14 protein-coding genes and 1 pseudogene are annotated in these 26,334 nt (G+C 57.5%); 10 read left to right on the top strand and 5 right to left on the bottom strand.

The annotated features are described in order from the left end of the window. Positions 1–94 precede the first annotated feature (94 nt). The 5 genes from mutM to FEM03_RS01415 all read left to right on the top strand — a co-directional run bounded on the left by mutM (position 95) and on the right by FEM03_RS01415 (position 7,060). Positions 95–907: a bifunctional DNA-formamidopyrimidine glycosylase/DNA-(apurinic or apyrimidinic site) lyase gene (gene mutM / locus FEM03_RS01435; RefSeq protein WP_138084388.1), complete on the top strand. Its 813-nt coding sequence runs from the start codon at positions 95–97 to the stop codon at positions 905–907. Between the two features lie 334 nt (positions 908–1,241). Further along, complete coding sequence (gene argF, locus FEM03_RS01430; RefSeq protein WP_138084387.1) at positions 1,242–2,156, top strand: ornithine carbamoyltransferase; 915 nt, start codon at positions 1,242–1,244, stop codon at positions 2,154–2,156. 53 nt (positions 2,157–2,209) lie between these two features. After that, entirely contained in the window at positions 2,210–2,884 is a 675-nt protein-coding gene (locus FEM03_RS01425; protein ID WP_138084386.1) for a YoaK family protein, read from the top strand. Positions 2,885–2,992: 108 nt separating this feature from the next. After that, positions 2,993–5,971 carry a c-type cytochrome gene (locus FEM03_RS01420; protein ID WP_240772634.1) on the top strand — a complete coding sequence of 993 codons (2,979 nt, stop codon included), beginning with the start codon at positions 2,993–2,995 and terminating at the stop codon, positions 5,969–5,971. 135 nt (positions 5,972–6,106) lie between these two features. Further along, positions 6,107–7,060 carry an EamA family transporter gene (locus FEM03_RS01415; protein WP_138084385.1) on the top strand — a complete coding sequence of 318 codons (954 nt, stop codon included), beginning with the start codon at positions 6,107–6,109 and terminating at the stop codon, positions 7,058–7,060. A 3-nt stretch (positions 7,061–7,063) separates the two neighbouring features. Here the strand turns inward: FEM03_RS01415 and FEM03_RS01410 are convergent, their stop codons facing one another. After that, positions 7,064–7,519: a SufE family protein gene (locus FEM03_RS01410; RefSeq protein ID WP_138084384.1), complete on the bottom strand. Its 456-nt coding sequence runs from the start codon at positions 7,517–7,519 to the stop codon at positions 7,064–7,066. A 143-nt stretch (positions 7,520–7,662) separates the two neighbouring features. Here FEM03_RS01410 and FEM03_RS01405 point away from each other — a divergent pair, with 143 nt between their 5' ends. The 4 genes and pseudogenes from FEM03_RS01405 (at position 7,663) to FEM03_RS01395 (ending at position 9,289) form a co-directional block, all read left to right on the top strand. Then, positions 7,663–7,911: a hypothetical protein gene (locus tag FEM03_RS01405; RefSeq protein WP_138084383.1), complete on the top strand. Its 249-nt coding sequence runs from the start codon at positions 7,663–7,665 to the stop codon at positions 7,909–7,911. A gap of 72 nt (positions 7,912–7,983) precedes the next feature. Beyond that, positions 7,984–8,409, top strand: a pseudogene (gene rpiB, locus FEM03_RS25800) (ribose 5-phosphate isomerase B); the annotation flags it as partial. Continuing rightward, positions 8,410–8,799: an acyl-CoA thioesterase gene (locus FEM03_RS25795; RefSeq protein WP_343162100.1), complete on the top strand. Its 390-nt coding sequence runs from the start codon at positions 8,410–8,412 to the stop codon at positions 8,797–8,799. It abuts the pseudogene before it with no gap. Between the two features lie 16 nt (positions 8,800–8,815). Then, the gene (locus tag FEM03_RS01395; RefSeq protein ID WP_138084381.1) at positions 8,816–9,289 is read left to right on the top strand and encodes a hypothetical protein; all 474 of its coding nucleotides are present in this window, start codon (positions 8,816–8,818) and stop codon (positions 9,287–9,289) included. A gap of 7 nt (positions 9,290–9,296) precedes the next feature. Here FEM03_RS01395 and vccA read toward each other — a convergent pair whose 3' ends face one another. The 4 genes from vccA to FEM03_RS01375 are packed head-to-tail and all read right to left on the bottom strand — an operon-like array spanning position 9,297 to position 15,914. After that, positions 9,297–13,631, bottom strand: a complete 4,335-nt coding sequence (gene vccA / locus FEM03_RS01390) for a Verru_Chthon cassette protein A (protein ID WP_138084380.1) — start codon at positions 13,629–13,631, stop codon at positions 9,297–9,299. Between the two features lie 5 nt (positions 13,632–13,636). Next, a complete protein-coding gene (gene vccD / locus FEM03_RS01385) occupies positions 13,637–14,296 on the bottom strand; it encodes a Verru_Chthon cassette protein D (protein WP_138084379.1) in 660 nt (219 codons plus the stop codon). 18 nt (positions 14,297–14,314) lie between these two features. Further along, complete coding sequence (vccC, locus tag FEM03_RS01380) at positions 14,315–15,346, bottom strand: Verru_Chthon cassette protein C (protein ID WP_166442535.1); 1,032 nt, start codon at positions 15,344–15,346, stop codon at positions 14,315–14,317. Between the two features lie 37 nt (positions 15,347–15,383). Continuing rightward, positions 15,384–15,914, bottom strand: a complete 531-nt coding sequence (locus FEM03_RS01375) for a hypothetical protein (RefSeq protein ID WP_138084377.1) — start codon at positions 15,912–15,914, stop codon at positions 15,384–15,386. A 488-nt stretch (positions 15,915–16,402) separates the two neighbouring features. Here FEM03_RS01375 and FEM03_RS01370 point away from each other — a divergent pair, with 488 nt between their 5' ends. Beyond that, positions 16,403–26,320: an autotransporter-associated beta strand repeat-containing protein gene (locus tag FEM03_RS01370; RefSeq protein ID WP_138084376.1), complete on the top strand. Its 9,918-nt coding sequence runs from the start codon at positions 16,403–16,405 to the stop codon at positions 26,318–26,320. Positions 26,321–26,334 lie beyond the last annotated feature (14 nt).

The following is a 26,334-nucleotide window of genomic DNA, read 5'->3' as shown; positions in this document are numbered from 1 at the left end:
AACGCGATGTTGCACTTTGATGGAATCGTGTTGGAGTGATGGCCAATGGATGATGCGAAGTGAAACTTCGCGGTCCCCATGACGCTGCCTTTTTATGCCAGAGCTTCCTGAAGTTGAAACGACGTTGCGCGGGGTGCTGCCGCACTTGTTGGGGCGCGTGGTGACGAAGGTGGAGGTGCGGGAACCACGTTTGCGCTGGCCGGTGCCGGAGGAGGTGCAGTTGCTGGCCGGTCAACGGATCACGGGTGGCAAGCGAAGGGCGAAATATCTGCTGTTTGCTGCGGAGTCAGGGACGTTGTTGGTGCATCTGGGGATGTCGGGGAGCTTACGATTGACGGAGCCGGGGGTGGTATTGCGAAAGCATGATCACGTGTCGCTGCATTTGGATTCGGGGATGGAGCTGCGTTACCATGACCCGCGTCGGTTTGGGGCGATGTTGTGGCTGACGGGCGTGCCGGAGGAACATGATTTGTTGAGGCATCTGGGGCCGGAACCGTTTGATGCGGCTTTTTCGGCGGGGCGATTGATGCAGCTTTCGCGAGGAAAAAACGTGGCGGTGAAACTGTTCATCATGGACGGCAAGACGGCGGTGGGGATCGGGAATATCTATGCGTGTGAGGCGTTGTTCATGGCGGGGATCAATCCGGCCAAAGCAGCGGGGAAGGTGAAGAAGGCGGATTATGAAAGGCTGGTGGTGTCGGTGCGCGAGGTGTTGTTGAAGTCGATTGAGATGGGCGGCACGACGCTGCGGGATTTCGTGCGTGAGGATGGTCAGCCGGGATATTTCAAACAGAGCTTGCGGGTGTATGGTCGCGAGGGGGAGCCTTGTTTGGCTTGTGCGAAGCCGGTGCTGCGGATCGTGCAGGGACAGCGGTCGACGTTTTATTGCCGGTTTTGCCAGCGGTGAGGGGAGCGGAGGATTGGGATTTATCTGTGCCTATTTGTGTCCACCTGTGGTTGAAGAAAAATTGAACCACGAATGGACACGAATTTACACGAATGGAATACCGATGATGAAATTCAAACCACAGATGGACACAGATTTCCACAGATGGGCTCAAATGATGAAATCATGAACCTTGATGGGTGGTTTCCGGAGGAACTCCTATTCGTGTAAATTCGTGTCCATTCGTGGTTGATCTGATTTTGGATCAGTTGGCTGACAAATTCGTCAACTGAGTTGCTTTGTGGGGGATTGCGGGCAAGTTGCGAATTCCCCATTTTTCCCCAAGCCGCCGTTCATGAAACATCTCCTCTCCATTGAAGCGCTCAGTGCGCAGGACATTACCGACATGGTGAACCTCGGTGTGGAGTTGAAGAAACATCGCAACCAGACACCCAAGGTGCTGGATGGTCAGGTGTGGGCTTTGATTTTTAATAAATCGTCGACGCGGACTCGGGTGAGTTTTGAAGTGGGGATTCGCGAGTTGGGCGGCGATGTGATTTTTCTGAGCGGGGCGGATTCACAGATCGGTCGGGGTGAGCCGGTGAAGGACACGGCGCGGGTGTTGGGTCGGATGGTGCATGGCGCGGTGATCCGGACTTATGCGCAGAGCGATGTGGAGGAGTTTGCGGAATTCAGCAAACTTCCAACGATCAACGCGCTGACGGATGAGGAGCATCCTTGTCAGATTTTGGCGGATTTGCAGTTGATGAAGGAGCGGCTGGGTGGTTGGAAGGGCAAAAAGGTGTGTTTTCTCGGCGATGGCGACTGCAACGTGGCAAAGTCCTGGATGTGGGCGGCGGCACGGTTGGGTTTTGAACTGACGATTGGGGCACCGAAAGAGTTTCAGCCGCCGCAAACTTTCATGGACAAGCTGGGGGTGGACAACGTGAAGTTGTTTGATGATCCGTCGCAGGCAGTGGATGGGGCGGATGTGGTTTACACGGATGTATGGGTGAGCATGGGCAAGGAGGAGGAGAGCGCGGGACGCATTCAAACGATGCAGCCGTATCAGATCAATCCGGGACTGATGCAGCACGCGGCGCCGGGCGCGATCGTGATGCATTGTTTGCCGGCTTATCGCGGCAAGGAGATCACGGCAGAGGTGCTGGAAGAGCATGCCGAGGTGATTTTCTCGGAGGCGGAGAATCGGCTGCACGCGCAAAAGGCGGTCATCTTGTGGATGCTCGGGCATACCTCGTTGCTCGGATGAGGCATGGCTTGGGGCTTGCTTTCGTGGGGTCTTGATCGACCATTCGGTCGGAGATGATCACCAAACTGCCGGGCTGGGTATGGATGGGCGCGGCGTTGCTCGCGACCATCGGCGGCATGGTGAATGCGGTGGGTTTTCTGGGGCTGACGCATGAGGCGTTGACGCATCTGACCGGGACGACGACCTCGGGAGCGATTGCGCTGGTGACTGGCGACTGGCGATTGCTGGGACACATGGGGGCGATTTTGACGGCCTATTTTTCCGGCAGTGTGCTGAGCGGGTTCATCATTCAACAAAGCACGCTGAGGCTCGGCCGCCGCTATGGGGTGACGTTGCTGATTGAGTCACTGTTGCTGCTGCTGGCGACGCCGTTGTTGATGAAGGATTTGCGATGGGGCGAGTATTTGGCGACTTGTGCCTGCGGGGTGCAGAATGCGATGGCCACTTCCTACAGCGGGGCGGTGATCCGCACGACGCACATGTCGGGGATCATCACGGATTTGGGGATCTGGATCGGGCATTGGTTGCGGGGACTTCCGCAGGATCACAAGCGTGCGTGGTTGGGATTGACGCTGTTTGGTGGGTTCTTTCTAGGCGGGGTGCTGGGGGCGGTGTTGTTTGCGCGATTTTCTTACGCGACGTTGTTGTTGCCCGCAGTTTTGACCGGGGTGACGGGGCTGGTCTACACGGTTTATCAGCATTGGCGTGGGACCCGGCCGGGGGATTAGGCGTGACATCGAACCCGCCTTTGGGTAGATGAGTTGGGTTTCTGCCTGCATCCGATGAAATGGATGGAGTCGCAGGAACGTTTAGCTTGCTCACTTTTTCTCACCCTTATGCGCCGTCTCATCTTACCCGCCCTCGTTGGCTTTCTGTCCGTGTCTTCCGGCATGGCTGCTGATGCAACCCCCCAATGGATCTGGCCACAGAAGGTTGGCAAAGAGAAGGAGGTCGCCCTGTTCCGCAAGACGTTCACTTTGGACAAGGTGGGCGACGCCAAACTTTACGCGACAGCGGACAATCAGGTTGCGGTGTTTGTGAATGGCAAAAAGGCGGCGGAGAGCAAGGCATGGGAAAGTCCGGCCATGGTGGATTTGAAACCTTTCCTCATACCAGGAGAAAACCTGATCGCCGTGCGAGCAGAGAACGAGGACAGCGGTGCGGCGGGTCTGCTGGTGAAGGTGGATTTTGCAGAAGAGGGCAAGGCGGATGTGGTGACGGATGAGAGCTGGAAGGTTTCAGCCAAGGGCGGCAAGGATTGGAACACTTCAGCGGCCTTTGATGACAAGGATTGGGCCAAGCCGGTGGCCATTGCTCCGCTGGGAGGCGGTCCATGGGCGAACAAGGTGAATGCAAAAATGCTGGAAGTGCTGGGGAATTTGAAAGCGCCCGAAGCGACGGCGGTGGCGGACATCAAGTTGAAAGAGGGTTTTAAGGTGGAGTTGCTGCACAGTGTGAACATGCAGGAAAAAGGCTCGTGGGTGGTGTGCTGTTTTGATGACAAGGGCCGCATGATTGTGAGCGATCAATATGGCAAGCTTTACCGTGTCACGCCGCCGGCGTTGGATGGCAAGGCCGAGGAGACCAAAATTGATGAGATTCCGGTGGAACTTGGCGAGGCGCAGGGGCTTTGCTGGGCGTTCGATGCGCTTTATGTGGTGACCAACTCCAGCAAGTATCCGCGCGGATTGTATCGGGTCACGGACACGAACAACGATGACACGCTCGACAAGGTGGAGACGCTGCGTTTGTTCCCCAACACGGGTGGCGAACATGGTCCGCATGCAGTGCTTTTGGGGCCGGATGGCGAGTCGCTGTATGTCGTGGTGGGCAATCAGACGGCGGTGACGGAATTGAACACCAGCCGTGTGCCCCAGCATTGGGCCGAGGACAACCTGCTTGAGCCGCCGTTGATTGGTCGCGGTTTCATGCGCGAAGTGATGGCTCCGGGTGGATGGATTGCGAAGACGGACAAGGATGGCAAAAGCTGGGAGCTGATCGCTTCCGGATTCCGCAACCAATACGATGCGGCGTTCAACCTGCGCGGTCATTTGTTCACTTATGACGCGGACATGGAATGGGATTTTTCGGTGCCCTGGTATCGTCCGACACGCGTGAATGACGTCGCTAGCGGCGGGGAGTTTGGTTGGAGATCGTTGTCGAAAAAATGGCCGGTGCGCTGGGAGGACAATCTGCCTCCGGTGGCCGATATTGGTCCGGGTTCACCCACGGGTGTGGTGTTTGGTTACGGCGCGAAGTTTCCGGCCAAATATCAGGACGCGTTTTTCATCTGCGACTGGAGTTATGGCAAGATGTATGCGGTTCACATGACGCCGGACGGTGGCGGTTACAAGGCGGAGTTCGAAGAGTTCGCCAGTGCCAATCCCCTGCCGCTGACGGACCTTGAGGTGAGCCCAAAAGATGGCGCGTTGTATTTCATGATTGGTGGTCGGCGTGTGCAGAGCGGATTGTATCGGATCACTTACACCGGCAAGGAAGACACGGCACCGATTGCCACCGAACCCGCTGCAACGCCACTTCACGAGCTTCGTGCGAAGCTAGAAGCCTTTCATGGCAAACAGGATGCAAAAGCAGTGGAAACGGCCTGGCCGCATCTCGGGCATGAAGATCGTTACATCCGTTTCGCAGCACGCATTGCGGTGGAACATCAACCGCTGGCCGAATGGAAGGACAAGGCGCTTAATGAAACGAATCCACGCGCATCGCTGACCGCGTTGATGGCCTTGATTCGTTCCGCCGGAGATGACCGCACCTTGTTGAATCCGATTTTGACGGCACTGGGCAAGCTGGATCTGAAAAGCCTCAAAGGAGTGGATGCGGAAACGCTGGTGCGCAACTATCAGCTGGCGCTCAGTCGTCTCGGAGTGCCCGATGAGGCGATGGGCAAACAGGTGATCGCACGGCTTTCACCATCGTTCCCGACCAAAGAACCCTGGCTTGATGTGGATCTGGCGGAAGTGCTGATCTATCTGGGTGATGCCGAGTGTCTGGCCAAGGCGATCGCCATTTTGGAAACGGCCCCGACCCAGGAAGAGCAGATTGCACATGCGAAAAGTCTGCGTCTGGCCAAGGCGGGTTGGACCCCGGCTTTGCGTGAGCGTTTCTTCAAGTGGGTGTGCCTGCGTGCGCCGACTTACAAGGGTGGGGCGAGCTTTCAGTTGTTCATGGAGGACATTAAACGCGATGCCATGGCGACTTTGACGGAGGAGGAGAAGGTGGCGCTGAAGCCGATCCTCGAAGCGAAGCCGGATGTGCAGGCACCGCAGTTTTCATTCACCGCCCGAAATTTTGTCAAAGACTGGAAGGTGGCGGACATGGAGCCCTTGCTGGCGGTGGGTCTGGAAGGCGATCGCGACTATGCGAACGGTCGAAATCTGTTCGGGGTCACGACTTGTTTCGCCTGCCATCGGTTCAACAACGAAGGTGGAGCGATCGGTCCCGATCTGAGCAGTGTCGCCGGCAAATACAGTCCGCGCGATCTGCTGGTGCACATCCTTGAGCCAAGCAAGGAAATCAGTGACCAGTATGGGCAGCTTGAGGTGACTTTGCTGGATGACAACAAGGTGTATGGCCGCATCATGAATCTCGCGGGTGACAAAATCACCTTGAACATCAACATGATGGACCCGAACGCCACCCAGTCGATTGATCGGAAGATGATCAAGAGCATGGAGGAGAGCAAGACCAGCATGATGCCTCCGGGATTGCTGGGCACCTGTTCGGACACGGACATTCTTGACTTGCTGGCTTATTTGTTGAGCCGCGGCGACAAGGAAGATCCGATGTTCAAGTAGCGGAGGAGAGAGGAGAAAGTGGAAGGTCCGTCCCGGGCCTTTTTCGGGGAAGTAGAGCAGGGCTCGGGGACGAGCCTTCTACTTTCTTTGGCATCCATGCGGATTTCTGTTTAGGTTGCGGGCCGCTTCCGTTTCATGAATCGCCCAGCTTCCCAATCGATCACGTCCCCTGCCCCACTGGCCTTGGTGCTGGCAGCGTATCTGGCGATCTACCTGATTTGGGGATCAACCTTCCTGGGCATGCGACTGGCGATTGATTCGATCCCGCCGTTTCTCATGGCAGGGGGTCGGTTCATCATCGCGGGAATCTTGCTTTACACGGTGATGCGTTTCCGCGGCGATGCGGCACCGAATCGTCGGCAATGGATCAACGCGGTGATCATCGGCGCGTTGCTGGTGACGGCGGGAAATGGCGGGGTGTGTTGGGCACAGCAAACGGTGCCGACCAGCATTGCGGCTTTGATTGTCGCTTCAGTTCCGTTGTGGATCATGCTGGCCGACTGGTGGAGGCCAAACGGATTGCGGCCGGCGCTTACGACCGTGCTGGGATTGATCGCTGGATTTGTCGGAGTGGGCATGATCGTGATGAGCAAGGACGATCAGGGCGCGCGTCTGGTGGATCCGCTCGGCGCGGGCGTGTTGCTGGTGGGGAACATGTGCTGGGCGTTGGGCTCCATCTATTCACGGCAGACCAAGATCAAAGCGCCATCGCCGTTGCTGGGGGTGGGTATGCAAATGATCGCGGGCGGCGTGCTGGATGTGTTGGTCGGACTCGTTCTGGGTGAGGGACGGGACTTTCATCCTGGTCAAATTACGGCGGTGTCGGCGTGGTCGTTTGTGTATCTGACCTTTGTCGGCTCGCTGGTGGCTTACACGGCTTATGTGTGGTTGCTCACCGTGAGCTCAACCGCGAAAGTTTCCACTTATGCTTATGTGAACCCGGTGATCGCCGTGGTGTTGGGGCATGTGGTGCTGAAAGAGGCATTGCCTCATTCGCTGGCGCTGGCGGGTGGGTTGATCTTGGTGGCGGTGATTCTGATCACGCGCAATCCAGTGAAACCGCCGCTGCCACGGGGTGATTCCCAGTGATGATCAATCTTCAGCCGCCAGGGCGCGCCGGGTCATGTAGGCTTTTGCGGCACCTTTCATGCGACCGAGCACGTAGTAGACCGTCTGGCTGCGAAGTCGGACCAGGTCTGCACCAACGATGCGCGGGACAAAATCAGCCGGGATGTCGAGCACTTGTTGTAGGGTGCTGCCGTTGAGGCCGCGACAAAGGATGCTGGTCATGGCTTTGGTCAGGGTTTGGACGAGGGGTCCGAGGGTGACGGCGAAATAGGCACGATCCCCTTCCTCAACGCGCAGATAAATGCCGACGGTGTCGGTGCATTCTTCGTCTTTGCGCACGTCTTCGAGGTCGTAATGAGCGCCCTCTTTAGGTTCCTGTTTGGCGGCGTTGTCGGCCATCACGATGAGGTTCTCACGACGCTCCTGCTCAGGCAGGTGCTCAAAGAGGTCAATGATGTCGGAAAGTGGTTCGGGATACATGCGGCGTGGATCGATGAAGGGAAGGGTTCCCCGGTTTAGTGGCGCTGGCAAAAACAACCTGCGAATTTTCTGCGTCCCTGTGTCGTCTATTCCGGCAGCGTTGTCACAGAATCATCGCTCAGCGACAAACAGGAGGTATTAAAATGAAAAACATTCCGGCCAAACTTTTACTGCTTGTCACCATTCTGGTTGCCTTTTTGGTGATCAGTTCGGATCGCGAACAGGCGAAGAAAGAAGGACGCCAGATGCCGGAGAAACGGTCGGTCGAATGGCGCGGAGAATTGGGTTTGCGCTCATTGCCGATTGAAAGTGACGGAGAACTTCCAGCATCCCAGCTGGCCATGTCCATGGGAGATCGCCGTTTGATGCTGGCGAGCGTTTCCCTTCAGTAAGTGGTCCCGGGCCTGATGATCTGATCGGTTGCAAGCGGCGGCATCAGGGCGAACTTGGGCCACCTAACGCCCATGAAAATCGCCATTGGCTCAGACCACGCTGGATTCGATTACAAAGGAAAGATCATCGAGATGCTCACTGCGGCGGGGCATGAAGTGAGCGACTTCGGAACGCATTCGGCGGAATCGGTGGATTATCCGACTTACATCGCGCCCACGGCCGAGGCGGTTGCTCGTGGAGTTTGCGAACGCGGCATTGTGCTGGGCGGATCTGGCAACGGCGAGGCAATTGTGGCGAACAAGATTCGGGGCATTCGCTGTGCGGTTTGCTGGACTTTGGAAACGGCCAGGCTGGCACGACTTCACAATGATGCGAATGTGATCTCGATCGGTCAGCGCACGGTGCCGGTGGAACTTGCCCTGGAGATCGTGCGAACATGGCTGGGGGAGACATTTGAAGGAGGTCGGCATGAGTCGCGATTGCAGGGCATTGCCGAGGTGGAGCAACGGGTCGCGGCCGGGTCGCTCGGTGCTTATCCGGCGCATGAAAAAACGCTGTTGATCCGACCCGAGCATCTCAATCAGCGGGGGACCTTGTTTGGCGGTTACATGATGCAATGGGCCGATGATCTGGCTTTTACCGCCGCTTCGCTGACATTCCCTAAAGCGAACTTCGTGACCCGTCGCGTGGAGGCTTTTGATTTCAGTTCCCCGGTTCAGAACGGCGACATTGTGAAGCTGCGGGCGAGGGTGGCGAAGCTTGGCAACACGTCCACAGCGGTGGAGGTGGTGTGCGTCAATGCCCGAACGGACACGCTGGTTTTCAGCACCACGGCCATCATGGTTCATCTTGATCCTGACGGCCAGAAGGCTCCGGTGCCGCAATAAAGATTCACCAATCAACATGCTCACTTCATTGACTCTCCGACTGGCCATGCCGGTGGCCGTCGTGTGGGCCAATCGTCAGCTGGCAGTGATTCAGCAATTGGGGGAGCCGCTGACGGACGAGCAGCTTCAGGACGCGACGGATGCCGGAGTGCGCTTTCCGGAAAAAGTGCGGGTTCGTGTGGTCAATCCGGTGCCTCTACCAGTGCCGACGATTTTTCGATCCAGGATGGGGCGATGGGGATGGGTTCCCGATGATGTGGCTGGCATGGCCATCGGTTACGGCATCCATTTGCATCCCTATTGGGGAACCTCGCGCGAGGTGCTGGTGCACGAACTGGCCCATGTCGGACAATACGAACGGCTGGGAGGCATTCGTGGGTTTCTAGAGTCGTATTTGCGCGAATGCCTGGAATTTGGTTATCCCAATGGACCATTGGAACAGGAGGCCATCGCGGTGCAGAGGGCCTTCAAGTTTCGAGACCACGTGTAGGGATGGTTCAACGGGTGAAGCGCCGTATGTGGCGGATCCGCCAGGAGTAGAGTTTGTCGAGGGACTGGACGGTTTCGAAATTGTCGTCAATGGCCTGCTTGATGTAGTTGAACTGGGGGTTTTCGTCGAAGGCCGGGTCGTTGGGATCCACTGAACGTTCGACGACGGCATCGCCCTGGGTTTCGCCGGTGATGTTGTCCAGTGCGGGATCGAAGGTGTTGGGGGCGGTGGAGCGTGCCTTGGTGACGGTTTGGACCTTGAAGTGGACTCGGTAGGTGTTGGAGCGGGTGGTGAGTCTGGGATAGATGTTGGCGTAGGGGCGTTCGAGGGTGTTGTCACCAGTAAGTCTGTGGTTGTTCCAGAAGTTGCGCATGTCGGCGCGCACGGCGCTGCCGGTCGATTGGGAGGTGGCACCTTGAGGGACAAGAAATTGTTCACAGACTTCACCGGCACTCATGAAAAATTGGCCGTTGTCGAATCGATCCTCCCACTGAAGGAGCGTGGTTTCGGCGTCAATGAAATGGCGCCACCCTTTTTTGTTGCCAGTGGTTGTCGAACCGTTGTTGCCGGCGTTGGCGGGGCTGTAGGTTTTGTAAACGTCGGACACACCGTTGGGGATGGCGAGGATTTGTTCTGATTTGAGAACGGCGTGAAGGGCGGTGGCGCGTTGGATGTAGGAGAAGGGGGCGATGCGGTAGTTCATGTTGATTTTACCGGCGGTGGAAAAGGGTTCGCTGATGGCATAAGGCTGAACGACGGGCATCCAGAACCAGTCGAGCAGGGTATGGTCAGGCGGGGCACCGGCCATGGAGCCGGAAATGCTGTTGCCTTTGCTGCCGAGATGACCGCCGTCGGTGATATCCGGACGGAACAGCAGCGTGGTCCATTGCAGTCCGGTGGAGGCGGCTGACGGAATGGATCCGAACATGACGGGGGATGGAATGAGCTGGTTGGGAGCGGTGGTTTCGTTGACCGCGTTGTCGGGCATGCCGTCCCAATTTTTGCTCTGGAAATAGGGAGGGGTGCTGCCGTCGTATTGTTTGGCGATGTCATCGGGTTTGTTCCAATAGGCACCGTCGGGGATGATGCCAGCACCGTTGTCCCAGTCGCGGGTAAGGTTGGGGTCGACGGGATAGGGATAGTCGCTTCTGAGGTTGGCCGAGAAGGTGGAGGAGGCCGGTGAGATGACAAAGTCCGGTCGGTTCTTGTCGGTGTAGTCTTCGTCGGTGACGAGAGGACGCTCTGGCTCTGTCGAGCCGGCCTCCCATTCGCCACCTGGCTTGGTGAAGGAATGAATTTTGCGGAGGTATCGAGGGTTGCCGGAATCGGCCAGGGCGGTGTAGTCATTTTCCGCAGGATCCCACCTGGGATGAGGAACAAAAAGCCGCTCGTTTTCAGGAAGTGTGGGGTTCTCGGAGAGTCGAATGTAGTTGAGGCGGTAATCCCCATGACGGGTTACCCAGGTGCGCACGACATCATTGGCATCAATGGTTTCGACCGAGTTGGGGTTGACGACGGTGCCCCCGCCGAAGCCTCCGGTGGTGGTGGGATTCAGGTAGCGATTGCCGGAGCTCGCGGTGTTCTCCGCTGCCTTGAGCCTCTTGCCCATGGTCATTGCTAGTCGGGCGGGGGCTCCGGGAACGGGAACGCGGATGCCTCCATCGGGGATTTTGACGTAAAAGCGTCTCCCGGAAAAGTCGCCATTGCGTTGGTTGCCGATGCGGATCTCCAGGGTGTTCTCGACATTGCTGGGCCGGGCACCCACAGTGTAAGGATCATCAGCGGTATTTGAGTCGGCGCTGTTGTCGTAGGTCAGGCGCATTTCGACATCCCGGGTGGAGACAAGGAAATAACCGCGACTGTATTGATTCGGGAGGTCTTTGGAAAAGCGGTTTTTGTTGCCTTCAAAGTCAGGCATGGAGGGGATTGAGCCGTCATTGGTGCTGTTGTTGTCGTTCCACATCCAGCGTCCGCCGGAACCGCCCCAACCGGTCCACCAGGTGCCTTTGGATTGTTTGGCGGCGGTGGTGGAAGGTGGGTTGCCACCGGCAAGATAGGCGAGGTGGGCGACACTGACGCCAATGCTTCCATATTGTCTAAATCGAGCTTCGGTGCGATCCTGTTGATAGGTGATTTCATCGATGATTTCCCCGCCAGGTTTGAGGGCGGCACCAAGGGTGGGAGCCACCGGCGTGATGGCGATGGACTGATAGGAATCGAGGCGAAGGCGTTCCAAGTTGGTGCATTGAGTGGCAGAGCTGGGGGCAATCATGGAAAAGCCCTGTCCGGGGCAGAAGGCTTCGAAGACCGGGGTGATTTGAATGGCTTTGAACCGGCGTGGCAGCTTGAGGGCCTCACAAAGTTCTTTATTGTGACCCACGAAATTTTCAATGGTGCCATCGGGTCGCACGTTTCCATTTTCGAAGGAGGCGGCCACGCTGAACACCAGGCCGAATTCTGACAGGGTGAATTCACGGGCGGTGCCGGTGGTGGTGACTTCGGGGCGACGCAACACGTCGGGGCTGTCAAAAGTTTCGGGGAGTCGCACGACCTGGATGGCGGTGACCTGACCTTGAATGTCGGAACCAATGAAGGCGCTGTTGGTGGCATATCGCGCAACGGGTTTCCCGTTGGTGGCGATGGTGGTGTCCATCAGGTTGGTCTGACGGATGTATTCCATGATCCCTTGGATGGTGGTGCCGCTGTTGTGAAGCTTGCCAGGGTAGATGTCGTCATATTTTTCTGAGATGGACTTCGAATAACCGCTGCGTTTTGCCATGGCTTGCTGGAGGACGTAGGTGGCGAGGTTGCCGTTGGATTTGGAGCCAATTTTCCACGGGTCCTCGGAGGTCTGGACGGAGAAGTCGACGCTTTCGTTGCTAAACTCCCCTTCATTGGTGAGCGAGCTGCTGCGACGGAAGTGAAAGGGCTGGATGGTTTCGCCATCGACGATAGTGCCGAGGGTGCTGCAGAACGCAGAAACGTTGTCAAAAGAAGTGCGACGACCGGCGATGGAGAAGTCGTAGTGGACGGGCCAAAGGGAGACTCGCGGGGTGCCTGAGGCGGTGGGTTCCGGGGCGCGGCTTTCGGCAGTGAGGAAAAAGCGCAGGCGCTTGAGCCGGTCGATGTCACCGTCGAAGATGTCTTGGGTCTGGCGTTGGGAGGAAGCGCCACCTCCTGCGGGTGAGTCAAGAAGGAGTTCGTCGATGGAAGCGTAGAGCCGGTCGGTGTCGAAAGCCACGGCAGTCTGGTTGTTGCCGAGCAGACCGGCGGGGGCACCGATGGTTTTGCTGGTGGTGGCGCGGTAGTGAACGCGTGGGACAAGATCGTAGATTTGGATCAGTTTGGTGGCGTTGTCGGCGACGCCGGGGATAAGTCTCTGGCCAGGGAAGAAGACAGTGCTGAGACAGGTGGTGGCGGGGTGGCCGCCGAAGCGTTGGACTTCGTTGCGAACCGGAGGTGCCTGGGCGAAGGCAACTTCCTGCTCCGTGACGCAACGCGGCGTGTCCCAGAACAGGGCTTCCGAGGCCGTGTTGACGTTGATCTTGCTGGTTTCGTCGTCGGTCCACCAGGCCATTCGTCCGACGATGGGATTGGTCGCGGAGGCATCGGTGTTGCCAACAAAGGGGACGAAGGTTGGAGTTCCGTCGCCATCCATCACCCCCATGCTTCCATCTTGAAGAAGGTAAACCCAGCGCACGGGCATAGGGAGACGTTGGTTGGGACTGCCGCCGCTACTCGGAGGAAGGACAACGCCGGCGACCGAAACGCCGCCAGCCGCAGTGGTGGCGGAATAACGAAAACCTTCGGGTGTGGTGGAGGTGGGATAGGTGGGTGCGGAGCTGTCCTGAACCCGCGGGTCAATGATGGGAAAGGCGAGCTTTTTGGTGGCAACGTCGAAAGTGGGTTCGTTGAGGTCCCCGTAAATGGCGGGTTGGTCGTTCCAGTCACCGGGCACATCATTTTCAAGGTTTTTTTGTAGATTGCTGCCAAGCATCGCTGCGCTGACGGTCATATCCTTGGCGCTGTAGAGTTTATAAACAAAATTGGGGGTCCCGGAGTCGGCGTCGAAGGTGCGCAGAGCACCGGGTTGGGAAATCCATAGTGCGCCATCTTCAGTGGACCCCTGGCGAAGCTGCCCAATGGCGGAGTTGATGGCGGTGTCACGCAGGGTGGTGAGGTCGTTGGCCGCGACCTGGCTGGCGGCGTTTTGAGTTTGGGTGGTGACGAGATTGAAGAACAGCACGACGACGGCGGCCACCATGCCGATGATCAACAACGATGGGATGAGGGCGGTGCCACTATTTGAGAGGTGGGGTTGGGAGGTGGTGTGGAGTCTCATGATGTCTAGGGACGATAGGTTCGGAGGCGGGACGTGGTGGGGGCGAGTTCCAGAGTGGTGTAATTCGAGGGCAGGGCGGTTGGCGAGACGAGGAGATCCTGGGCTTTGACGATGGTGAGGGTCCAGTTGGTGGTGGTCGGGAGATTGGTGCGACCGTCGGGGAGGAAAACGAAGCTGATGTAAGGGCGGTCAACATTGTCCACGCCACGGAAGGTGCCGGACTGGAGCGGGGCGGTGCCGCTCAGCAGGGTGGAATAGGTGGTCGACGGATGGAAAACGTGGCTCTCGGGGAGGCGTTGGATGGGGCCGAGGCTTTTGATGGGAATTTCAAAGTTGGGCGCTTCGGGATTTTGGAAATCGGGACTGTCGGGGTCGAGATCGAGATCCGCCGTGCCAAATTCGATGGCGCTCCATTGAAGATTGCCGAATTCATCCGGCTCGCGGTAGATGCGGATAAGGACGGCGGTGTTTTGGGTGCTGGCGGTCTGGCGGGCGCTTTCAAATTGGGACCGCACGGTTTCAATGGCATCACGCATGCGGATGGAGTTGATCATGTCACCTGCGGCCAGGGCTGCCAGGGTGAGCAGAATGGCCATGATGCTGATCACGATCAGCAGCTCGATGAGCGTGAAGGCTTTGGAGAGTCGCGTGCGGTTCATTGGCATGGGGGTCAATGGGTTCGTTCAATAGGTGTTGGTCCAGCGGGCGTTGCGAAGGCGGATGGTGGAGGTGAAGATTCGGTAGCGGAGCTGTTGGGCATTGAGGCTTGCCTCCATTGCGGCGATGTCTTCCTGATACTTGCTGGCGGTGGTGAACAGGCTTTCGATGCCGAGCTCGGGCACGCTGGAGCCGTTTTCCTCCTCGAGTTTTGCGGCGGAATTTTCGTCGAGGGCGACGAGCGTGATCCGCAACATCGGAGGAAGGCGATGGCGGGTGCGGTTGGCCAGATTCGAACTGGCGTATTGGTAGGAGCGGGAGTCGTAGTGGTAGGAGGGGGCAAGTTCGTTGCTCAGCGCCCCACTGCTGTTGGTGGTAAGGGGGGTGATAATCATGGCGATGATGTTTTCAGCGAGCGTGCGCGCTTTCGCGGGATCGGCGGAAGGCACGCGAAACCAGCTGTAGAGGTTGCTGGCGCTGCTGGTGTTGATGCCGGAGAGGTTGTTGGCATAAATTTTGAGGTCTTCGGCGGGAACCTGAAGTTCTTTGAGTCGATAGCGGAAGCGGGGGGCGATGCCGGAGGTGGTAAGGAAGGTGGCGCGATTGGTGGCATCGCTGCCAAATTCGATGAAGTAGCCCCAGCTGTTGAGGAGGTTGCCGAGACCCTGCCATTCGGTGTTTTGGGTGATGCCGTAGGTGCCCTGGAAAAACACGGCGTGGGAGGGATAATTGGCCCCGGCAAGTAGTGAAGTGGTGCCTCCTGAGGCGAGACCGCTGACAAAATGCAGATCCGACTGGAGCTCGTATTTGGTGGGAACTCCGGCGGTGTTGCCACCGGGATATTCGTAGTCGTAAAACGGTTTGATCTGGCAGGTGGCGATGCGGTTGGTCATGCTTTCGAAGGCCGCCAGGGTCTCCTGGAACTGGCCGAACGTGCCTTCCGACGCCCGCAGCTGGTTGAGGGAAGTGCTGAGCATGGAGGTGGCCGTCGCCAAGACGATGGACATGATGGTGATGCTGAGCAGGAGTTCGATGAGTGTGAAGGCGCGTGCTTTCATCCGTTGATTTTTGAAGGGTTGGTGGGCGAAGAAGGGTCTAGATTTCTTTTTCCATGTTGACCAGGAGAGCCCGGCTGACCTGCACCTGATTGGGAAGGGCGGTGTTGTTTTGGATGGCGAGCGCAGCGTCATCGAGTCGTTTTTCGCCGATGCTGCCACCCAGGGAGGTGATCAGAACAATGATGCGAATTTCGTGGGAACTGACAGGAACTCCCGGCGTGGTGGAGTCGCTGACGCCGGTAGTGTCGAGGAGCACACGGGCGATGTAACTGGACTGTTGGGCGACGTCCTGGTTTTTCAACTGAATGCCCTGGTCGCTGAAATGGACCTCCCTGTCATTCCATCGGTCCAAGGTGGCCCAGTTGGCCTGCTGCACCTCGCTGACCAGTTGGGAGGAGATGCGCGAACTGATGGAGGTGTTGATGGCTTCACCGCTTTTTTTCACGGCAATCGACAGCATTCCAATCAAGGGAAGAAGCATGGTAACGAGCATCCCAACGGTGATGACGACCTCTACCAAAGTAGCCCCTGATGAGCGGGATTTTAGAGTGTGTAGTGGCAGCTTCATGGCGGTGTTTTGGAATTCTTGACATAAAAAAATACCCAAACCGCAACTACAAAGTGAAGACATTTGTGTCTATAGGCTGTAAATACTTTTTAAGAATAATAATCAAAGATAAACTTTGGCTTCGATAATAATTGCTGACTTTGCTGATCTTACCTAGGGAGGTCGCCAGAAATGAGTGCTTGGCTGAATGGTTGGGTCTCGAGCCGCGCAAAAAGCAACTCACGCCATCAACTGATATTTTCCATCGCTCTGAATTACTGCTTCGACATCGAAAAACTCCGATTTTAAAAAAATATTTTGCGCGAGACCTTTAATTTACCTAGGTAGTTTTATTTTCGTTTCGGAACTTATTCCGCTGAGTCGAAAACAGGCTTGGCAACCCCCCTCCGGGTAACTTGTAATGGTTGTTTTCGTTCTGCAGCGCAGGACGATAAAAAGCGAGCTCAAGGGCTCTTTTCGCAGGTCGGTAACTCAACCCCTTGTCTACCATGGTCCCGTCTTTTTTCTCCACTCACAACACAATCTCCGCGTGTCTCGTCTCGGCATGTTTGAGCGGCCTGACGGCTCCAGCCATCCATGGTCAGACCACATGGGATGCGGAAGCCAGTCCCAATCTGAACTGGTCGGAGCCGCTCAATTGGTCAGATAACTTGTCCCCAGCGGCGAAGGCGGTGATTTTTGGTGCGGCAGGAACCTCGGCCAATGTCGGAACGGTCACGAGCATCGTGGATGCGAATTTTTCGATCAACAGTCTCGCCTTTACCCATGCTGGTGCATCCACCTTCCATCATTTGCAGATTGGGTCCGGCGAGACGTTGACCGTCGGATCGGCGGCGACGTCGGGCAATGTGTTTACCATCCAGGGAGCTTCGACGGCGGAGTTGGGTTACACGACTTTTAGTGGTGGAGGTTCGCTGGTGATCAATTCCCCCGGTCAGAATTTCTTGATGCAGAACACCCAGGACGCAGCGACACCGCCGATGGTTTTGGATTTAAGTGGACTGTCTAACTTTGAGGCGACCGTGAATCAATTCAACATGGGGGTGGGAACGGGACGCAGCCGTGCGAATCTGTTGCTCTCCACCGGGTCGAACAGAATCACCGCCAACGTCATTCGCTTCGCCAATGCCAGCGGCAACGGCGGCGGTGCCAACGTTCTGAAGTTGGGTGAGAGCAATGAGTTCAATGCGACCAATATCGTCGTGGGGGCGGGACGCAGCAGTGCGACGATGGATTTCCATGCCGGCCTCGTAGATCCAACCCTGAAGATCCGTGGCGCCACCGGCGGTTCCAGCAGGGCGAATCTGTCGTTGGGGAACAATTCCACGCAATACTCTGCCAGTGCCGGGGGATCAACGAACTCAACAGCGGTGGTGAACCTGTCGGGTGTGGGTGCGGAGGTGGATTTCTTGCTGAATGATCTGGTGCTTGGCATCGGCGGATCGGTTGCCAGCAACACCGTCGGTCATGGCATTGGGACCTTGAGTTTCGATGGGGGCACGGTGGATGCCACCAACGTGATCTTGGGACTGGCACTCAACCTGAACAACCTCGGGACTGACCCCGACAATGGATCGGAGACTCATGGCACGCTGAATGTGCAGGGAGGGATTTTCAACGCCGCCAATATTTCGATTGGTGAGAACCGCGACAATGACGTGGCTGACGTGGCTGACATCAATTCTTTTTCCCGGGGGCGGCTTAACATTTCCGGCGGCGTGACAACGGTCGCCAACGACATCGTCGTGGGCTCGCATCTGGGCAACAGCACGGGGGTTGCCGAGGGCTTCGTCAATCTCTCCGGTGGCATGGTCACGGTGGGGGGAAACATTACCGAAGGTGCTGGAGACAGTGCCCTGAACCGCAGCACGCTGACGTTGAGTGGCGCAACGCTGGATATGACAGGCGGAGTCATTAATGTCGACACGTTTTCCTTCAGTTCCGGGACACTGATGAATGTCAGCGAGATCAACAATGGCCTGACCGGATTGACGGTGACGCCAGGGGGAAGCTTTGCGAATCCGGCGATTCTCGAAGGAGTGAACACCTACACGGGAGGAACAACGATCAATGGGATTCTCCAGGTGGGAGCGGGTGGCGAGACAGGAAATTTGGGCAGTGGTGGCGTGGTTTTCAACGGTGCCGGCGTGCTGGTATTTAATCGCAGCAATTTGATGGTGATCGATCAATCCATCTCGGGAGGCTTTCTGGCGCGGGTTCAGCAGGTGGGGACGGGACGCACGGTGCTTTCGCAGGCGAATACTTACGGCGGAGGCACGACCGTAAGTGCCGGGGTTCTCAGTGCCCAGCATGAGGATGCGCTCAGCGGCAGCGAGTTTGTGGAAGTCTTTGGCGGAGGTTCGCTTCACGTCGTTCTGGGGGCCACGACAGGGGCGTTGAAGGTGTTGGAGTTGTTCGACGATGACTTCACGAATCTCTATCTCGAAGATGGCAGCACGATTGGAGTGCAACTGGGCAGTTCCATATCCACTCAGAACAACACGGCGTTCACTGATGGAGATGTTACGGTGAAACTTTTTGGCAACTCCGGCATGGAGGTGACGGACGGGGAGATTTTCAACATTCTCACCACGGGCACGGCGGGTGGATTGAACGGAGCCAGCTATGAACTGCTGGTCTACAACGCGACCAATTTCTCGGTGCAGAACTTTAATCAGAGCAACAACCTGCTGTCCGTAACAGTAAATAGTGAGGATGAACTGGCGGCGGCCTACTGGTTCGGAAACAAGGTGGCGGGGCATCTGAATGAGTGGGCGATTTCCTCAAGCAGCACCAGCAACTGGGCCACGGATATTACCGGTGCCGCCACTGCGCTGGTTCCCGGACAAAATACCGATGTGTTTGTTTCTGCCACAGGAGCAACGCTTCAGTCGAACATGACATTGGGCTCGGACATGAGCATCAAAAGTTTGACCATCACCGATGCCACACCGGTGACGCTGACCGATGAGCTTTACGCGCTCACCTTGACGGGACTGAACTCCATCAGCAACCGCACGATTTCCGTCGAGTCGGGTGCAGGGGCAGTGACCATGGACGTGGTGGTTAACTTTTCGGGCGTTGCACCGGTGATTGAAGTGAACAATGCAGGAGGGCTGAGTTTCACGAGACGCTTGGTCGGAGACAGCGGATTCACCAAAACCGGCTCGGGCACGATGACTTTGGCCGGGGTGAATTCCAATCAATACACCGGCACGGTTACGGTGAATGAAGGCTTGCTGGAATTGGCAAAGAGCTCGGGAGTGGCGATCACGGGCGATCTCGTCATCGGCGATGGTGCGGGCACGGACACGGTGCGGCTGATTGGATCATCCGAGCAGATCGCGGATACTTCTGAAGTGACCGTCAACGCTGGCGGAGTGTTGGATCTCAATGGGTTTTCTGAATCGGTGGATGCCTTGTCCGGTGCTGGAACGGTGACCAATTCCAATGTGGGTGCATCGTTGCTGACCCGGCGGGGGGGGGGGGGGGGGGGGACGTTTGCCGGGGTGATTGAAAACGGCAGCGGTTTGGTATCGGTGGTGAAGACTGGCGCGGGAATGCAGGTGTTCTCCGGGGCGAACACGTATACGGGAGGCACGCAAGTGTTGGAGGGAACGCTGCAGTTGGGTGCCAATGATACGATGGCGAATGGCGGGGCGGTGTTGGTCAGCGGGCCGACCGCGGTGTTTGATGTGGCGGCTTTCTCAGACCAGGTAGGACAGATTACTCTTGAAAATGGTGGCACGATTGCCGGCACGACCGGCGTCTTGACCAGTGGTTTGAACTTTGATCTCCGGGATGGAACGGTGAGCGCGATTCTCGGTGGGGATGGTCAGTTGGTCAAAACGACAGCGGGGGTGGTCACATTGTCCGGAGCGAATCAATACACCGGCCTGACGGCGATTGAACAGGGCACGGTGAATCTTCAAGCGGGGGGCAGCATCGGTGTGGAGGGGGCCTCAGCGGGAAGTCTGCGCATTGCCAACGGAGCAACGGCCAGCTTGATTGCAGAAGCAGGCTCGGCGCTGCAGGTGGGTGCCGGAGCCAGCTCCTTCTTGCACGTGGGCGTGCATTCATCCTCCGCGATCGTGGGAGCTTCGAGGGGGTTGATGGATCTCTCTGCGCTGACGGATTTTACGGCGAATGTGGGACAATTTTACTTGGGGGTTAACGTGGGTTCCTCGAACTCAGGCTCGGATGAGGGCGTGGTGATTCTGGCCGAAAACAATTACATCGTGGCATCGAACCAGGTGTTGATGGGATTCAGCAACAGTTACGGAAACAACGGGCCAGTATCGAGGTTGACCCTCGGTTCTGGATTAAGTGTGTTTGAAACCCCGCTGATGACGATTGGTGGTCGGAAAAGTGATGCGGAGGTGGACATCGCCGCCGGCGGCACGTGGAATCTGAGCAATGGAAGTGGTGGTCAAACCACCCTCTATGTCGGGCGGAATGACGTCAATTCGGGGACGGTGGCTACGGGTGAACTGGATCTAACGGGGGGTGCTTTCGTGGCGGACCTTGGTTTGTTTTCGGTGGGTGAAAAGACGGCGGCTGGCAATGGCGGAGCCGAGGGTGATTTTATTTCTGGAGCGAGCGCGGACAACCTCGTGCGAGCGGAAGAAATTCGTGTGGGCCAGCTGATTGCCGGAGGCAGTGCGGGGGCTCGGGGGCTCGGATCTTTCACCTGGAATGGCGGCGCTCTCAGTGCAGGTGAAATCAACCTCGGAGTATTGGGAGGCACCTTGGGAACGGCACGGGGCGACTTGATTCTTAACGGTGGGTTGGTGAGCGTGGATGGCAACATCAACGATGGCGGCGGCACATCGCTCTTGAATCTGAATGGCGCGATTCTGGATATGAAAGGTGGCGAGATTGGTTCTGCCGCCAATGTGATTGACACCTTATTGCTGCAAAGCGGAACGCTGCGAAACGTCGCACAGATCAACGGCGGCGCGGGTCTGGTGAAGACCGGATCTGGTGAATTGATCCTTGATGGGGTGAATACTTACACCGGCCTGACCCAAGTGAATGAGGGCCGTCTCTGGGTCACCAGCGAAGATGGAATGAACGGCACCAGCGGAGTGAGCGTGGCTTCTGGTGCGACCTTTGACTACTCGCCAGGAGGCGGACAAAGCCTGTCGCTTGCGACGCTGGATCTGGCGAATGGTTCGACCATCGGCGCAGAGGTGGTTGATGGGTCGATTGTGGTGGGAAATGCGACCACGGTGGCCGGGACGGTGACGGTGAATGTGTTTGGTTCCGCCGGGGTGAATTACAACGACGGGCAGGTTTATGTGGTGGACATCATCAAGGCAACCGCAGGCAGCCTTGGAAACACCGGGTATGCGCTGGGCAACTATTACAACCAGACCAACTTTGTGGTGAACTCGGTTGGCGGCAATACGGATTCGATTTTTGTGAACATCACCGGTCAGGCGCAACTGGCACAGGCTTTTTGGAAGGGCGGATTTGCGGAAAGTGAAGGGGTGTGGTCGGTCAGCAATGGCTCCACCAGCAGCAACTGGACGGAGGACGCGGCTGGTTTGAACGACACACCGCAGGTTCCCGGGTTTTTGACCGATGTCATTTTCTCTGCATCGAATGCCGACCCTGCCCAACAGGCGGCGATGAGTCTGGGGGCGAACATGAACATGGGGACCTTGACCTTTGCGGATGCTGATCCGGCAAGGTTGCAGGACGTTGCTTATCAACTGACGCTGCATGGGGCTGATGCCATCACCGTGCTTAACACGGCGGGTTTGGTGGAGTTGAACACCACCCTCAATTTTGCCAATGCCGATGCACAGGTGGAAGTGCAGGCGGGTTCGGGTGATTTGGAATTTGGCTGGATTGTCGGCGGGGACAATGGCTTCACCAAAACCGGGAATGGCACCTTGACCTTGAGCGGTGCGGTGGACAACACCAACACGGGCGAGATCGTGGTCGAGGAAGGGCTTTTGGTATTGGCCAAGGAGGCGGGAAATGATGCGATATCGGGCGGGCTGGTGGTGGAAAATGGAGGAACGGCAAGGTTGGAAAATTCCGGTCAGTTTGCTGAAAGCGCAGATCTCGAGGTGAATGGAAGCGGCTTGTTTGATTTGAACGGATTGACGGCGATGATCGATGCCTTGAACGGCAATGGTCGGGTGAGCAATCTTGCAGCCGGTGCGGGGTTGTTGCAGATGGGTCAGGGTGGTGGGAGTGGCAGTTTTAGCGGCTTGATCGAAGATGGTGCGGGCGGGGGGTCGGTCGAGAAGGTTGGTTCCGGGGTGCAGACGCTTTCGGGGTCGCAGACATTTACTGGATTGACGAGGGTGTCTGAAGGCGCGCTGGCGTATGGATCGGATGATGTGCTGGCCGGGGATGTCACGGTGAGTGGCGGCACGGCGGTGCTCGACATCGGGCAGTATGATGACGAGGTGGGATTGGTGACTTTGGACGGCGGCGGCACCATCACCGGCACGACCGGATTGTTGAGCAGCACAGCGGATTTCAATCTTCGCGACGGCACGGTGGGCGCGAATCTGGGCGGCAATGTCGGGGTGCGGAAATCAGGATCGGGCACCGTCACGATGCTTTCGACAGGCAATGTTTACACCGGGGTAACGGCGGTTGACCAGGGCACGTTGGTGATTGGAGTGAATCAGACGCTGCCGCAGAGCGGAGCGGTGACGATTGGCAGCGGCGGGACGGTGGGGGAACTGGATCTGACCAATGCCAGCCAGACGGTGAGCAGTCTGACTTTCGCCAGCATTTCCACATCGGCCTACAACGAGGTGCATATCGGCGCAGGACAGACATTGAGCATCACCGGGGTCGACAGTTTGAAGGTCGGTTTGCCTGGTGAGGTGGGCAGGACGACCAATGCGTTGTTTGATGGAGGGGGCAGGCTGGAGGTGATCAACAGTTCCGGGATCATTGAGGTGGGCAGGTCCAATCTGGACCAGGGATTGGCCACCAACAACGCCGTGCTGGATTTGCGTGAACTGGGGAATTTCACTGCGGATGTGAACCAGCTGCGGGTGGCTGACAATTCCCGCAATGCGGCGACATTGTGGCTGTCGAATACGAGCAACCACATCACGGCGAACGTGGTCTCGGTGGGCAACAGCCGCACCAACAACTCCGGCAATCGTGCAGAACTTTGGCTTGGGGCCGGAGAAAACGTGATTGCCACCACGCAACTGGATGTGGGACGCGGCAAGCAGCAATCAGCACCGGCGCGGATGGATTTTGGCACGGACACTGGGACGCTGGTTCTAACCGGCAAAACGCCGGGGAGTGGGGTGAACATCAACATTGGCCGCAACAGCGAGGTGGGCACCAGTTCAACGGTGACGGGCATTCTTGATCTGACGGGACACGACGTGGCGGTGATCGCCAATGATGTGGTGATCGGACAACGAGATGCGTCCGGCACGGGTGGGGCGGTTGGCACTTTGAACTTCGACCAGGGCACTTTTGTGGCCAATCGGCTTTTCATCGGCACACGCAGCAATGGTGCAACGGTCACGGGGACATTGAATGTTGGCGGCGGCATTTTTGAAGTGAACGACCTGATCCGTCTCGGTAGCGCGAATGGAGAAACGGTGAATGCCGTGCTGAATCTCACGGGCGGCACCTTCATCACCCATGCGGACATCATTGATGGCGCGGGAGATGGCATCACCAACAGTCGTCTGACGCTGAACGGGGCGGTTCTGGACATGGATGGCATGTCCATCGGAGGAGCCACGACCGAGAGCCTGATCGATACGCTGGAGCTGGAGTCTGGCGAACTGCGCAATGTTTTCGAAATCAATCTCGGCGCGGGATTGACCAAAACAACGGGAGGACTGCTCAAGCTGTCGGGCACCAACACCTACAGCGGTGCCACGAATGTCAACGGCGGCACGTTGCTGGTGACCAGTGTGAATGCGATGAACGGCGATGCGGCGGTGACGGTGGCAGCGGGCGCGACGTTTGATTTTGCGGCGGGCGGAGGAACGCTGAATCTTGATTCACTGTCACTGGCGGGCGGTTCGAGCATCGGCGCGGAGGTGGGCAGTCCGACAGTGGGTTCCATTCGCGTGAACGATGCAACGGCGGTGAGTGCAACCGGTGCGATTTCGGTCAATGTGTATGGCGTCTCGGGTGTGGCAGCGGGGGGCACGCATGTGCTGGTGAATGCAGAGGCAGGCGGAATTCTCACCAGCGGCGGGGCGACCTACAGTCTGGGCAATGTTTACAACGCGACCAATTTTTCGGTCGATCCTACGGACTTGACGGTGACGGATACACAAATTTTGATCGGAACGACGGCGGTGGCCGGTTTGGCGGAGGCATATTGGTTTGGCGGTTTTGCAGGGTCTCCAGCGGACTGGTCGGTGTCTGATGGCGGTGGCCTGAGCGGTAACAGCAACTGGGTGACTGACATCGCTCCAGCTGGCAACAACACCGGTCTGGTGCCGGGGGAAAACACCAATGTGATCTTCTCGGCGACTGGAGCCAGCAACCAGGGGGCGATGACGATGAGCACCAACATGTCGGTGGGATCGCTGACATTTAACGATACCACTGAGGTGGTGTTGGATGCGGATGGACGTGTGCTGACGCTCAATGGCGAAAATGCCGTCACCGTCAATGAAGGGGCCGGAGAAGTGACGTTGAATGTGGGGGTTAATTTGACGAACGCCCTTCCGCAACTGCTGGTGGCGCTGGATGAACGGCTGGCCATTGCCGGCCCGCTCAGTGGCAATGCCTTCACCAAGACGGGTGCTGGAGTTCTGCGATTGGGCGGGGCGGGTGCCAATACTTACACCGGCAAAGTGGTGGTGAGTGCAGGGGTTTTGGAACTGGCAAAGGCAGCGGGAACCGATGCCATCAGCGGCGATCTGGACATCGGCGATGGGAGCGGTCCGGCGGCGGTGGTGCTGATGGGTTCTGAACAGATAGCCAACAGCGGTGCCGTTGCCATTGCCGCCGACGGGGTGTTTGATCTCAATGGACACACCGAGACGATTGGTGCCTTGAATGGTCCAGGTCAGGTGATCAACGGCAGCGTCGGAGCTTCGAAAATCGAAGTGCAGGGTGGGGGCGTCTTTTCCGGGATCATCGCAGAAGACGATGACGCCGGGGCCATTGCGCTGACGAAATCCGGCAGTGGCACGCTGACTTTGAGCGGCAGTGAAGCCAATACCAACACCGGCCTCACCAGTGTCCTCCAAGGAGTGTTGGAGCTCGCAAAAACTGATGGCACGGATGCGCTTGGATCTTCAGAGATCTTTATCCAGACGCTGGGTGCCGGAACCTCGGTTCTGCGACTGGCGGCGGACAACCAGTTGCGCGACAACGTGGTGGTGCGCATGGAGGCCAATGGGGGCAACAATGCCCTCTTTGATCTAAACGGGCAGGCCCAGTCGGTCGGCGGTCTGACTTTGAGCACCACCACCTTTGGGGGGGCCACCGTGAGAACGGGGGCGGATGGAGTGTTGACGTTGAACGGCGACATCCAGTTTGACATGAACCGTGGCGCAGATGGCAACACCCCCAGATTTTTGTTGATCACTGGGACGGGCACCACCGGCACCGCAGCACCAGGCACCGGAGTGCTGGATCTCGGCGGAGAGGAGCGGACCATCACGGTGAATTCCCCGGTGACGGCGGAAGATACGGACGCGACCATTGAGACGGTGATTCGCAATGGCGGGATCAACAAAGCTGGAGATGAACGTCTTTACCTGACCGCAAACAACACTTACGCGGGAACAACGACGGTGAGTGCCGGCACGTTGTTGGTGAACGGATCGCACGGTGGAGGTGGGGCCTACTCCGTGGCATCGGGAGCCGCGCTCGGGGGCAGTGGATCGGTGTCGCTTGCCGCCGGGGAGAGCGTGAGTGTTACCGGGGTGTTGTCGGTGGGCAATGTGAGCGACACGGTTGGCTCATCCTTTGAGGTGGTCACCAGCGGGATTGGTGCATTGGCGTTTGAGGACAACAGCTTTCTCGATTTGGACATTTATGGAGGCGGCGGACACGGGAGCACGGTGTCAGACGACCACGCGGATTATCTTGATCTGCAGGGTGCCCTGGAGGTGGGATCCAATGTGGCGCTCAGGGTGTCGGTGGATACGGACAGCATCATCGACAACTGGCTGGCAGGTGACACCTGGAGGTTGATTGACTGGAATGGATTGAACTACATGGGGCAGCCGTTTGTTTTTGATTTTGAACTCGAGGACGAGCTTTTGGCCAATAACCTCATCTGGGATCTGAGTGATTTGTATGTGGGCGGAACGGTGAGCCTGGCAGTGGTGCCCGAGCCTTCACGCATGCTGCTGCTGTTGTCTGCTGCGGCCATGTTGGTGGGCAGACGCCGTCGAACATCAACTCAAGCGTCTGTCGATCCTCAATGCTGTTAGGCAGCCAAATCCAC

It is taken from the genome of Phragmitibacter flavus, from assembly GCF_005780165.1.
Taxonomy (GTDB): Bacteria; Verrucomicrobiota; Verrucomicrobiia; order Verrucomicrobiales; family Verrucomicrobiaceae; genus Phragmitibacter; species Phragmitibacter flavus.
The sequence above is the reverse complement of the archived record's forward strand: the minus strand, read 5'-3'. Positions and strand labels throughout refer to the sequence as shown.

What these genes read in the sequence shown, in the direction of transcription:
- vccC (WP_166442535.1), bottom strand. Translation starts at nt 15,346, where the DNA reads ATGAAAGCACGCGCCTTCACACTCATCGAACTCCTGCTCAGCATCACC.
- FEM03_RS01405 (WP_138084383.1), top strand. Translation starts at nt 7,663, where the DNA reads ATGAAAAACATTCCGGCCAAACTTTTACTGCTTGTCACCATTCTGGTT.
- FEM03_RS01395 (WP_138084381.1), top strand. Translation starts at nt 8,816, where the DNA reads ATGCTCACTTCATTGACTCTCCGACTGGCCATGCCGGTGGCCGTCGTG.
- FEM03_RS01425 (WP_138084386.1), top strand. Translation starts at nt 2,210, where the DNA reads ATGATCACCAAACTGCCGGGCTGGGTATGGATGGGCGCGGCGTTGCTC.
- FEM03_RS01415 (WP_138084385.1), top strand. Translation starts at nt 6,107, where the DNA reads ATGAATCGCCCAGCTTCCCAATCGATCACGTCCCCTGCCCCACTGGCC.
- argF (WP_138084387.1), top strand. Translation starts at nt 1,242, where the DNA reads ATGAAACATCTCCTCTCCATTGAAGCGCTCAGTGCGCAGGACATTACC.
- FEM03_RS01410 (WP_138084384.1), bottom strand. Translation starts at nt 7,519, where the DNA reads ATGTATCCCGAACCACTTTCCGACATCATTGACCTCTTTGAGCACCTG.
- mutM (WP_138084388.1), top strand. Translation starts at nt 95, where the DNA reads ATGCCAGAGCTTCCTGAAGTTGAAACGACGTTGCGCGGGGTGCTGCCG.
- FEM03_RS01420 (WP_240772634.1), top strand. Translation starts at nt 2,993, where the DNA reads ATGCGCCGTCTCATCTTACCCGCCCTCGTTGGCTTTCTGTCCGTGTCT.
- vccA (WP_138084380.1), bottom strand. Translation starts at nt 13,631, where the DNA reads ATGAGACTCCACACCACCTCCCAACCCCACCTCTCAAATAGTGGCACC.
- vccD (WP_138084379.1), bottom strand. Translation starts at nt 14,296, where the DNA reads ATGCCAATGAACCGCACGCGACTCTCCAAAGCCTTCACGCTCATCGAG.
- FEM03_RS01370 (WP_138084376.1), top strand. Translation starts at nt 16,403, where the DNA reads ATGGTCCCGTCTTTTTTCTCCACTCACAACACAATCTCCGCGTGTCTC.
- FEM03_RS01375 (WP_138084377.1), bottom strand. Translation starts at nt 15,914, where the DNA reads ATGAAGCTGCCACTACACACTCTAAAATCCCGCTCATCAGGGGCTACT.